This window comes from Streptococcus downei MFe28, from assembly GCF_900459175.1.
In the GTDB taxonomy this organism is placed as follows: Bacteria; Bacillota; Bacilli; order Lactobacillales; family Streptococcaceae; genus Streptococcus; species Streptococcus downei.
In genome coordinates, this window is record NZ_UHFA01000002.1 from 513,665 (window position 1) to 525,491 (window position 11,827).

Sequence of the window (11,827 nt, forward strand, 5' to 3'; positions counted from 1 at the left end):
TGGACATTGCCTTTGTGTGCTCTAATCAGCTGAGCTATGCGCCCAAACACTTGATTGTTTTGTAGTTTTCGTTTTAGAGTCTGCCTAGTATGATTTGGGGTGCCTTTACTTAATGTTTCTAATCTTTTCCGATTTACTCTAGGAAATTACTCTTTAAATTAGGCCTTTAGTATTCTTTTTTCATCTACTTCACTTGACCTGGTCTTTTTTAAATGGTAAGATGGTTTTTGTTAACTAGTTAAGGAGTTTGTCTTATGTCTAAATTAGCAAAGGAATTGGATGTTTTTTTCAATAGGATTCTTGTCTTGGCGGAACATCAAAATGAGTTGCTCTTGGGCCACTGCCAATCTGATTTGGAATTGACCAATACACAGGAGCATATCTTGATGTTGCTTTCTCATGAGCGCTTGACTAATTCTGATTTGGCAAAGCGCTTGAAGGTCAGTCAGGCAGCGGTGACTAAGGCGGTCAAGGCCATGATTAGGCAGGAACTTTTGGAGACGCATAAGGACGATTCCGATGCGCGGATAAGCTATTACTCTTTAACAGATGCAGCTAAGGCGGTGGCTTTGGAACATGATCAACACCATCAATCCACCTTGGCCGTTTATGATGAAATTTTAAGTAGCTTTTCTACTAGTGAGCAGGCGGTTATTGGTCGCTTTATTAATAATTTGGAAAAGGGGTTTGATCGCTAATGCGCTATATTACTGTGGAGAATTTATCCTTTCAGTATGATTCGGACCCTGTTTTGGAAGGTATTAGCTACTATTTGGATAGTGGCGAATTTGTGACCCTAACAGGGGAAAACGGGGCTGCCAAGTCAACTCTAATCAAGGCGACCTTGGGTATTCTTAAGCCTAAGCATGGCCAGGTTAAAATTGCTAAGTTGAACAAAGATGGTAAGAAGCTCCGATTAGCTTATTTGCCCCAACAGATTTCCAGCTTTAATGCCGGTTTTCCTTCAACGGTTTATGAGTTCGTAAAGTCGGGTCGTTACCCTCGTAATGGCTGGTTTAGGCGATTAACCAAGCATGACGAAGACCACATCAGGGTTAGTTTGGAGTCTGTAGGCATGTGGGAAAATCGGCAGAAAAAGATTGGCGACTTAAGTGGAGGCCAAAAGCAAAGGGCTGTCATTGCCCGGATGTTTGCCTCTGATCCAGATATTTTTATCCTAGATGAGCCGACAACGGGTATGGATGCAGGGACAACGAAGACTTTTTATGAGCTCATGCATCATAGTGCCCATCAGCATGGCAAGTCTGTCATGATGATTACCCATGATCCCGAAGAAGTTAAAGATTATGCTGACCGAAATATTCATTTGGTGAGAAATCAAGATTTACCTTGGCGTTGTTTTAATATCCATGACAGCGAGGAGGTTACTAAAGATGCTTGAAATTTTTCAGTTTGAATTTATGCAAAGGGCCCTGCTAGCAGTTCTGGCTATTAGTCTTTTTTCTCCGATTCTGGGGCTTTTCTTGATTTTACGTCGTCAGAGTCTGATGAGTGATACCTTGAGTCATGTCTCCTTGGCTGGGGTGGCTTTTGGGATTTTGCTGGGCTGGGATACGACTTGGTCAACAGTTCTAATTGTCGTGATTGCAGCTCTGGTCCTTGAATATTTGCAAAGGGTCTACCGAAATTATATCGAGATTTCAACTGCTATCCTGATGTCCTTGGGCCTGGCCGTTTCCTTGATTGTGGTCAGTAAGACCAGCAGTTCAAATATCAGCTTGGATCAGTATTTATTTGGCTCCATCATTACCATCAGCCAGGGACAGGTCCTGGCTCTCTTTGCCATTGCCCTGCTTGTTCTCTTTCTGACTCTCTTTTGCCTGCGTCCTATGTATATTCTGACCTTTGATGAAGATACGGCCTTTGTTGATGGTTTGCCCGTTCGCTTCATGTCCCTAGCCTTTAATATCGTGACAGGGGTTGCCATTGCCCTCATGATTCCGGCGGCTGGTGCTCTTTTAGTTTCGACTATCATGGTTTTGCCAGCCAGTATTGCTATGCGCCTGGCGGATAGTTTTAAAGGGGTTATTTTAACGGCCATCGGTATTGGTTTTCTTGGTATGCTGATGGGGATTTTCCTTTCTTATTATTGGGAAACACCAGCTAGTGCGACCATTACTATTATTTTTATTGCCATCTTCTTGGTGGTCAGCCTCCTAGATCGTTTACTCAAGGATTGAGGGATTGGCTTAGTTTTTAAGGGATTTTGGATGCTCAACAAGGAAGGCTTTTTTAGGAGTCAGACTAGGAGTTTGGGTAGTTTTTTAGGGCAGTCAATGAATGGGTACAAGTTCAACTATTACTCAATAAAAATCAATCTAGCCGAGGCAAGGAGTAATGACATCAAGTCACTAAAGTGACTGATGTCGCAGTAGGTGTCTGCTATCTTTGCGCCACTATGTGGCACAGCAGACAGCTAGTCACCCTTGCTGGGGTAGTAAGACAGTCCGGACTGTCTTAGCCGACACTTTAAAATAAAAAGGTGTGAGGTGACGAAGGTTTTGACAGCTGTCAAAGTCCTTCTGTCTTACTCCCAAACGGCAATCTCTATAGCGATTGCCTAGCTCCCTTACTAACCTCACAAAGTTGGTGAAATCGACCAACTTTGCTCCGCATCGCACGAACTGCAGGTAGCTTAAAAGGTCTGGGAGACCTTTTGAGGTTGGAAAGAGGGAAAGCTTCGCTTTCCTCAGTAAGTACGGCAAAGTGAGTTAACGATGCGACACAAGGTACAAACTGTCGTTGCCACAGTTTATACAGAGTTAGCCAGAGATATAGAAGACTACAATCGTAGTTTTCGTAGTCACCCTAATGAGAAATCCTAGAGTGACTTTATTCGTAGGATAGTTTTGATTTTTGAAGAGTATGACTATCAAAAAAGGTCGGGACGCTTTTGCATCCCGGCCTTTTGGCGATAGTTTTTTTAATTAGTAGGTCAACACGAAATATTTTTTCTTGCCACGGCGGATAACGGTTAATTCGCCATCAATCTTATCTGCATCGGAAAGTTGATAGTCCAAATCTTGGATGCGTTCGCCGTTGATGTAAATGGCACCATTTTGCACATCTTCACGGGCTTGGCGCTTGGAAGATGAGATACCACTTTTAACCAGAATTTCCACGATGTTGAGGTCGTCTTCTGCTTGGACGGCGTAGTTTGGAACGCCACTGAGGCCTTGTTTGAGTTCTTGGGCAGAGAGGGCCCTGATATTACCAGCGAAGAGTTGCTTGGTGATTTGCAGGGCTTCTTTGTAGGCCGCTTCTCCGTGAACCAGGGTTACCACTTCTTTGGCCAAGATCTTTTGCGCTAGGCGTTCGTGGCGGGCAGCATTGAATTTTTCTTCGATTTCGGCGATTTCGTCCAGAGGGAGGAAGGTGAAGATTTTAAGGAAACGAACGGCATCGTCATCCATGACATTGAGCCAGAACTGGTACATTTCATAGGGAGAGGTCTTGTCTGCGTCCAACCAGACGGCGTTTCCTTCTGATTTACCGAATTTTTTACCTGTTGCATCGGTAATGAGGGGAACGGTAATGACGTGGCCAGTCTTATCAGCCTTACGGCGGAGGAGTTCAGTTCCGGCAGTCATGTTGCCCCACTGGTCAGAACCACCGATTTGAAGAGTGACACCGTGCTGACGGTTGAGCTCGTAGAAGTCGTAGCCCTGCATGATTTGGTAGGCAAACTCGGTGTAGGAGATGCCGGTCTCGATCCGTTTTTTGACAGATTCCTTACTCATCATATAATTGATGGTGAAGTATTTACCAACATCGCGCAGGAAGTCAATGAAACTGATAGAACCGAACCAGTCGTAGTTGTTGGTCATCTCGGCCTTGTTGTCTCCGTTTTCAAAATCAAGGAAACGAGAGAGTTGCTTTTGGATTTTCTTAACCCAGCCCTCAACGGTTTCTTTGGTTTGCAGGCTACGTTCAGTATCTTTGAAGGAAGGGTCGCCAATCAGACCAGTTGCTCCACCAACCAAAGGGTAGGGCTTGTGGCCAGCTAATTGAAGATGTCGGCAGACTAGAATGGGGACCAGGTGGCCCAGATGGAGGCTATCTGCAGTTGGGTCATAACCTGAGTAGAATGAGACACTGCCTGCTTCTAAGGCCTTCTTTAAGTCTTCTTCGTCAGTGGTCTGGAAAATCAAGCCACGTTCTTTCAGTTCATCAAAAATTGTCATAGATTCTCTCCAATAAATATAATAGTAAGCCCATTATAGCAGAATTTTAGACCGCCATGCAAGTTGACTTTGATTTTGATATAATGGCTTAGAGGTAAGCTATGATTGAATTTTTTAAGAAAATTGGTCGGCTCTTCCAGGAAGGTTTCCCCAAAAAAAGAAATAGATCTAGGACTAGGCCGACTAGGATAGTGAAGCGCATTTACCCTCAAGAAGAGTCACCTAAAAATCCTAAGCAAGAGCTTAAGCTTAGCAAGGCGGATATAGGGTCGGTCTTTTTGCGGAGCTTAAAAATAGTATCAGACTTTTTTTATATCATTGCCCTCCTCTTTTGTATGCTGGGAGCGGGTCTGGGGCTTGGCTATTTTGCCAGCCAGATTGATAGTGTTAAGGTACCAGCCAAGTCCTCTCTTTTGACGCGGGTTAGCTCGGTGAGTCAAATTTCCAAGCTAAATTATGCTAATGGTCAGGAAATTTCTGACGTTGATACCGATCTGATGAGGAGTCCGGTGAAGGATGATGCCATCTCGGACAATGTCAAGCAGGCCATTATTGCAACGGAGGATGAAAATTTCAAATCCCACCAGGGTGTCGTGCCCAAGGCGGTTTTTCGGGCCTTGGTCTCTTCTGTTCTCGGTGTGGGCTCCACGAATGGTGGGTCGACCTTGACCCAACAGTTAATTAAGCAACAGGTGGTTGGGGATAATCCGACCTTTAAAAGAAAGGCTAGGGAGATCATCTATTCGCTAGCGCTAGAGCGTTACATGACAAAGGACGATATTCTCACGGCCTACCTCAATGTTTCTCCCTTTGGGCGGAATAATAAGGGAGAAAATATCGCTGGGGTGGAAGCAGCAGCCCAAGGGATTTTCGGGGTATCCGCCAAGGATTTGACGGTTCCCCAGGCGGCCTATATTGCTGGCCTGCCCCAGAGTCCGATTGTTTATTCTCCTTATGGTCCTGATGGTAGTCTCAAGGATGCGAAAAATCTGACTTATGGTTTGCAAAGACAGCAGACGGTTCTCTACAATATGTATCGGGCAGGTTACCTCAGCCGAAAGACTTACCAAAATTATCAAGCCTATGATATTACTAAAGACTTCATTCCTTCGGGGACAGCGACTTCTAAGACTCACGATTATCTATACTATGCTGTTATGGATGAGGCCCAGAAGGTGATGTATGCCTACTTAGTTAGGCGAGATGGCCTGACCAGTCAGGATTTAAGTCAAAAGGAAACGGTTGCTAATTATAAGCAATTGGCTTTGGAGGCTCTGCAGACAGGTGGTTATCAAGTCAAAACGACCGTCAATGAAGCGGTTTACAAGGCTATGCAGGAGACAGCCAAGAATGCTGGTGGCCAGCTAGATGTAGGCAATAACGGTCCTGTTGATGTTGGTAATGTCCTCATGGATAATAAGACAGGGGCCATTCTTGGTTTTGTCGGTGGTCGCGATTATGCCAGCAATCAGAACAACCACGCCTTTGATACCAAGCGTTCGCCTGGCTCAAGTATCAAGCCGATTCTAGCTTACGGGATTGCGATTGATCAGGGGTTGATGGGGTCAGCTTCCATTTTATCTAATTACCCAGCTAGCTTCTCAGGTGGTATCAAGATTATGCATGGTAATGATGAAGGAACTGGGCCAGTCACCTTGCAAGAAGCCTTGGATGTCTCTTGGAATATCCCTGCTTATTGGACCTACCAACTCCTAAGGCAAAAGGGGGTTGATGTCGAAAGCTACATGACCAAGATGGGCTATCAAATTGATAATTATGATATTGAAAGCCTGCCTCTGGGAGGTGGCATTGAGACCACCGTCTTGCAACAGACTAATGCCTACCAGACCCTGGCCAATGGGGGAGATTTCCAAGAAGGTTATCTGGTGCAATCCATCACCGACAGCAAGGGCAAGGTCATCTATGAGCACCAGGAGCATCCTGTATCAGTCTACAGCAAGGCAACAGCCAGTATTATGACGGACCTGCTTCGGGGACCAATTTCTTCGGGCAAGACGACCAAGTTTAAGGACGACCTCAATGGTCTCAATCCAGGCCTCATGTCAGGTGCAGATTGGATTGGTAAGACTGGAACGACGGACAACTACAGCGACGTTTGGCTCATGCTGGCAACACCGACTGTAACCCTAGGTGGTTGGGCTGGCCATGATGATAATTCCCCTCTTAGCTCTAATGCTGGTTATGAAAACAATGCCCTCTATATGGCCAATTTGGTCAACGCTATCAATTCGGCTGATGCTTCAGTCTTTGGCTCTGGTCAAAAATTTGCCCTAGACGATAGCGTCATCAGGGCTGATGTCCTTAAGTCAACGGGACTTAAGCCGGCTTCGGTCTCCCATGACGGTAAGACCAGTAATCTGAGCGGGGAGACAACGACCAGCAACTGGGCCAAGAACGGACTAGGAGACTCCACCTATGACTTTATGATTGGTGGTAGCGACAGCGACAAGGCCACCGCCTGGAAGTCGGTGGGGGGACAGTAAGCTTGCCGGTTGGTCCGAAGTGGCAGGCTAGTTGGCTAATCAATCAAAAAATAGGGTTAATACTCTTCAAAAATCAAAACTATCCATCGTTAACTCACTTTGCCGTATTTACTGAGGAAAGCAAAGCTTCCCCTATTTCCAACCTCAAAAGGTCTACCAGACCTTTTGAGCTGCCTGCAGTTCGTTGCCTTGGCCATTTTTGATTTTTATTGAGTATAAAGCCTTTACTTAAGCAAGAAGTTATTAGCCTTCTTTAATCAGAGCTTTTTTCACTATTGTGAGGATTTTTCCCAAGGGCAAAAATTATTTATCAAGGATTATGGGACCATTTATAATGAAGATGGCAGTATTCTAGTTAGTTCTTGAGTGACAGGAGGTGCTTTTTATGCCAACAGTTTTTAATAATGATGATCTACTTCGCCAAATCAGACCGACCTCGACAGGGATGGACAAGGCCTTCAAACTGGAAAACATCAGGCTGGACCTTGGTCGGGTCAAGGATGAAAATGGGCAAGAGGTTAGTGGTAATGACTATCTGGACCAGCTTGTTGAAAGAGAACAGTTTGATCAGGCTGAGGAATTCATCAGCCAGCAGCTTAAGCACCTCAGTAATTACCAATATAACCATCTGGCGGATAACTTTGTGGCCTATTTGCAAGGTTTAGACCAGACGGTAAAAGACCGCAAGGGTCTGGATGATGAAACCATTAAGACTATCCGTCAGAACTTGCGAGATTTCAAGTGGTAAGGACTTAAAATCGTCCTTGGCCATAATTACCTGATTGGTAGGCTCCTAGCGACTCCAAAAGCTTAGTCCAAGTAGCGCAACTAAATTTGCAATTTTGGACGAAATAAGTTATAATACAAGTAACTATTTGTCGTCTAACTTGATTGAAATATTGTCCAATCAAGCGAAACAGCAGTTAAATCAAACTTTTTTAGTCAGATTTAGCTGCTCTTTTTGTGCCTTATTTTGAGGATTTTTATAAATGTAACCTAAACATAAAAATTCTAAAAACTAGCCAAAAAAATTAGAAAGATGACAAGTAATACTCAATAAAAATCAAAAAATTGTCAAGGCAAGGAGCAATGACATCAAGTCACTAAAGTGACTGATGTCGCAGTAGGTGTCTGCTATCTTTTCGCCACTTTGTGGCACAGCAGACAGCTAGTCACCCTTGCTGGGGAAAGACAACGAAGGTTTTGACATCTGTCAAAGCCCTTCTGTCTTACTCCCAAACGGCACAATCTCCATAGCGATTGCCTAGCTCCCTTGCTAACCTCACAAAGTTGGTGAAATCGACCAACTTTGCTCTGCGTCGCACAAATTGCAGGCAGCTCAAAAGGTCTGGTAGACCTTTTGAGGTTGGAAATAGGGGAAACTTTGCTTTCCTCAGTAAATACGGCAAAGTGAGTTAACGATGGATAGTTTTGATTTTTGAAGAGTATAAGCTGTTAATTGACCTCGACTGACCTAGGACTAACCCTAGGGAAGTCTTTGTATCTTACTATAAAGGAGATAGAAACTTGGCAGGACATGACGTTCAATACGGGAAACACCGCACCCGTCGAAGTTTTTCAAGAATCAAGGAAGTTCTTGATCTACCAAATTTAATTGAGATCCAAACGGATTCCTTCAAGGATTTCTTAGAGAATGGTCTCAAGGAAGTCTTTGAAGACGTACTTCCGATTTCCAATTTCACAGAAACCATGGAATTGGAATTTGTTGGTTATGAGTTGAAGGAACCTAAGTACAGCTTAGAGGAAGCTCGGATTCACGATGCTTCTTACTCAGCTCCTATCTTTGTGACCTTCCGCTTGATTAACAAGGAAACTGGTGAAATCAAGACTCAGGAAGTCTTCTTTGGCGATTTTCCAATCATGACGGAAATGGGAACCTTCATCATCAATGGTGGGGAACGGATTATCGTTTCGCAATTGGTTCGCTCACCTGGTGTTTATTTCAACGATAAGGTTGATAAGAATGGTAAGGTTGGCTACGGTTCAACGGTTATTCCTAACCGTGGGGCTTGGTTGGAATTAGAAACCGACTCTAAGGATATTGCCTATACCCGTATCGACCGGACCCGTAAGATTCCTTTTACCACTCTGGTAAGAGCTCTCGGCTTCTCTGGTGATGATGAAATCCTTGACATCTTTGGGGATAGCGACCTAGTTCGCAACACCATTGAAAAGGATATTCATAAGAATCCAGCAGATGCCAGAACTGATGAAGCCCTCAAGGAAATCTATGAGCGTCTGCGTCCAGGTGAACCTAAAACGGCTGATAGCTCACGGAGCCTTTTGACCGCTCGATTCTTTGACCCTCGCCGTTATGATTTGGCTGCAGTTGGTCGCTACAAGATTAATAAAAAGCTCAATGTCAAGACTCGCCTGCTCAACCAAACCCTGGCTGAAAATCTCGTGGATGGCGAAACAGGTGAAATTTTGGTTGAAGCCGGCACGGTCATGACTCGTGATGTCATCGACTCTATTGCAGAAGCCTTGGACAATGGCCTCAACAGCTTTGTTTACACACCAAATGATTATGCTGTGGTGACTGAGCCTGTCATTCTACAAAAGTTCAAGGTGGTTTCACCTTTAGATGCCGACAAGGTTGTCACTATTGTGGGTAATTCTAACCCAGATGATAAGGTGCGTGCCCTTACCCCTGCCGATATTCTGGCAGAAATGTCTTACTTCCTTAATCTGGCTCAAGGCCTTGGTAAGGTTGACGACATTGACCACTTGGGTAACCGTCGGATTCGTGCGGTTGGTGAACTTTTGGCCAACCAATTCCGGATTGGTTTGACTCGGATGGAACGTAATGTGCGTGAACGCATGTCTGTCCAAGATAACGAAGCTCTGACCCCACAACAAATTATCAATATCCGTCCTGTGACGGCTGCAGTTAAGGAATTCTTTGGTTCCTCGCAATTGTCCCAATTCATGGACCAACACAATCCTCTGTCTGAACTGTCTCACAAACGGCGTCTGTCAGCCTTAGGGCCTGGTGGTTTAACTCGGGACCGAGCTGGTTACGAAGTGCGGGACGTGCACTACACTCACTATGGTCGGATGTGTCCAATTGAAACCCCTGAAGGACCAAATATCGGTCTGATCAATAACCTGTCCTCCTATGGTCACCTCAACAAGTATGGCTTTATCCAAACCCCTTACCGTAAGGTCGATCGCTCAACTGGCAAGGTCACCAATGAAATCGTTTGGTTGACGGCCGATGAAGAGGATGAATATACCGTTGCTCAGGCCAATTCCAAGCTTAATGAAGATGGCACTTTCGCTGAAGAAATTGTCATGGGACGTCATCAAGGTAATAACCAAGAATTTGCGGCTAGCACCGTTGATTTCGTTGACGTTTCTCCTAAGCAGGTTGTTGCGGTTGCGACAGCTTGTATCCCATTCTTGGAAAACGATGACTCTAACCGGGCCCTCATGGGAGCTAACATGCAGCGGCAAGCTGTGCCATTAATTGATCCTAAGGCACCTTTTGTTGGTACCGGTATGGAATACCAAGCAGCCCACGACTCTGGTGCTGCAGTCATTGCCCAACATCCTGGTCGGGTAACCTTCTCCGATGCTGAAAAGGTTGAAGTTCGTCGGGAAGATGGTTCTTTGGATGTTTACCACATCACCAAATTCCGTCGCTCTAACTCTGGTACGGCCTATAACCAACGCACTTTGGTTAAGGTTGGTGACCAGGTTGAAAAGGGTGACTTCATCGCTGATGGACCTTCCATGGAAAAGGGAGAAATGGCTCTGGGTCGTAACCCAATTGTCGCTTACATGACCTGGGAAGGCTACAACTTCGAGGATGCGGTCATCATGAGTGAACGCCTGGTGAAAGAGGATGTTTATACTTCTGTTCACTTGGAAGAATTTGAATCTGAAACCCGTGATACCAAGTTGGGCCCTGAAGAAATCACTCGTGAAATTCCAAATGTCGGGGAAGAAGCCCTCAAGGATCTAGATGAAATGGGTATCATCCGCATTGGTGCGGAAGTTGAGGAAGGCGACATCTTGGTTGGTAAGGTGACTCCTAAGGGAGAAAAAGACCTGTCAGCCGAAGAGCGCCTCCTCCATGCTATCTTTGGCGATAAGTCTCGTGAAGTGCGTGATACGTTTCTGCGGGTACCTCACGGTGGTGCTGGTATCGTCCGTGATGTGAAGATCTTCACTCGGGCCAATGGCGATGAGCTCCAATCTGGCGTTAATATGCTGGTGCGGGTTTACATCGCTCAAAAACGTAAAATCAAGGTCGGTGATAAGATGGCCGGTCGTCACGGTAATAAGGGGGTCGTTTCTCGGATTGTCCCAGTTGAAGACATGCCTTACCTGCCCGACGGAACACCTGTTGACATCATGCTCAACCCTCTGGGTGTGCCATCTCGGATGAACATCGGACAAGTTATGGAACTCCACTTGGGTATGGCAGCTCGTAACCTGGGTATTCACATTGCGACACCAGTCTTTGACGGGGCAACTTCCGAAGACCTTTGGGAAACCGTTGAAGAGGCTGGTATGGACAGCGATGCCAAGACCGTCCTCTACGATGGTCGGACTGGGGAACCTTTTGACAACCGTGTATCTGTTGGGGTTATGTACATGATCAAGCTCCACCACATGGTTGACGATAAGCTTCACGCTCGCTCGACCGGCCCATATTCACTCGTTACCCAACAACCGCTGGGTGGTAAAGCTCAGTTTGGTGGTCAACGTTTCGGGGAAATGGAAGTTTGGGCCCTGGAAGCCTATGGTGCTTCAAATGTCCTCCAGGAAATCTTGACCTATAAGTCAGATGATGTGACTGGCCGTCTCAAGGCCTATGAAGCCATTACCAAGGGTAAACCAATTCCAAAACCAGGGGTACCAGAATCCTTCCGTGTCTTGGTTAAGGAATTGCAATCACTGGGCTTAGATATGCGTGTTCTTGATGAAGATGATAATGAAGTAGAACTGCGTGATCTTGACGAAGGTGAAGATGATGATGTTATGCACGTTGATGATTTGGAAAAGGCTCGTCAAAAACAAGCAGCCGAAGCTGCCAAATTAGCCAAGGAAGCTGAACAAGCGCAAAAGACTGAAGAATGAGACTAGGAA

At 45.5% G+C, this 11,827-nt stretch carries 7 protein-coding genes; 6 read left to right on the plus strand and 1 reads right to left on the minus strand.

Annotated elements, in window-relative coordinates; genetic code table 11:
• The first annotated feature begins 254 nt into the window (after positions 1–254).
• From DYE66_RS02520 to DYE66_RS02530, 3 genes are read left to right on the plus strand one after another with little or no spacing between them, the layout of a single operon-like run.
• On the plus strand, positions 255–698 hold the full coding sequence (locus DYE66_RS02520; protein WP_002999062.1) for a zinc-dependent MarR family transcriptional regulator: 444 nt from the start codon (positions 255–257) through the stop codon (positions 696–698).
• Positions 698–1,402: a metal ABC transporter ATP-binding protein gene (locus DYE66_RS02525; protein ID WP_002999046.1), complete on the plus strand. Its 705-nt coding sequence runs from the start codon at positions 698–700 to the stop codon at positions 1,400–1,402. Before DYE66_RS02520 ends, DYE66_RS02525 begins: the two co-directional genes overlap by 1 nt.
• Positions 1,395–2,201 carry a metal ABC transporter permease gene (locus tag DYE66_RS02530; protein WP_002999059.1) on the plus strand — a complete coding sequence of 269 codons (807 nt, stop codon included), beginning with the start codon at positions 1,395–1,397 and terminating at the stop codon, positions 2,199–2,201. The genes DYE66_RS02525 and DYE66_RS02530 overlap by 8 nt, the downstream gene beginning before the upstream one ends.
• Before the next feature lie 747 nt (positions 2,202–2,948).
• On the opposite strand, the gene tyrS is transcribed toward DYE66_RS02530, so the two are convergent.
• Positions 2,949–4,205 carry a tyrosine--tRNA ligase gene (tyrS, locus tag DYE66_RS02535; protein ID WP_002999040.1) on the minus strand — a complete coding sequence of 419 codons (1,257 nt, stop codon included), beginning with the start codon at positions 4,203–4,205 and terminating at the stop codon, positions 2,949–2,951.
• A 101-nt stretch (positions 4,206–4,306) separates the two neighbouring features.
• On the opposite strand from tyrS, the gene pbp1b reads away from it, so the two are divergent.
• The 3 genes from pbp1b to rpoB all read left to right on the plus strand — a co-directional run bounded on the left by pbp1b (position 4,307) and on the right by rpoB (position 11,818).
• Entirely contained in the window at positions 4,307–6,709 is a 2,403-nt protein-coding gene (pbp1b, locus tag DYE66_RS02540; RefSeq protein WP_044123857.1) for a penicillin-binding protein PBP1B, read from the plus strand.
• A 385-nt stretch (positions 6,710–7,094) separates the two neighbouring features.
• Complete coding sequence (locus DYE66_RS02545; protein ID WP_002999043.1) at positions 7,095–7,457, plus strand: hypothetical protein; 363 nt, start codon at positions 7,095–7,097, stop codon at positions 7,455–7,457.
• A 779-nt stretch (positions 7,458–8,236) separates the two neighbouring features.
• Positions 8,237–11,818 carry a DNA-directed RNA polymerase subunit beta gene (rpoB, locus tag DYE66_RS02550; protein ID WP_115324851.1) on the plus strand — a complete coding sequence of 1,194 codons (3,582 nt, stop codon included), beginning with the start codon at positions 8,237–8,239 and terminating at the stop codon, positions 11,816–11,818.
• Positions 11,819–11,827 lie beyond the last annotated feature (9 nt).

Bases quoted from the DNA above. Each gene is read 5' to 3' on its own strand.
- tyrS (WP_002999040.1), bottom strand. From the start codon at position 4,205: ATGACAATTTTTGATGAACTGAAAGAACGTGGCTTGATTTTCCAGACC.
- DYE66_RS02545 (WP_002999043.1), top strand. From the start codon at position 7,095: ATGCCAACAGTTTTTAATAATGATGATCTACTTCGCCAAATCAGACCG.
- DYE66_RS02520 (WP_002999062.1), top strand. From the start codon at position 255: ATGTCTAAATTAGCAAAGGAATTGGATGTTTTTTTCAATAGGATTCTT.
- pbp1b (WP_044123857.1), top strand. From the start codon at position 4,307: ATGATTGAATTTTTTAAGAAAATTGGTCGGCTCTTCCAGGAAGGTTTC.
- DYE66_RS02530 (WP_002999059.1), top strand. From the start codon at position 1,395: ATGCTTGAAATTTTTCAGTTTGAATTTATGCAAAGGGCCCTGCTAGCA.
- DYE66_RS02525 (WP_002999046.1), top strand. From the start codon at position 698: ATGCGCTATATTACTGTGGAGAATTTATCCTTTCAGTATGATTCGGAC.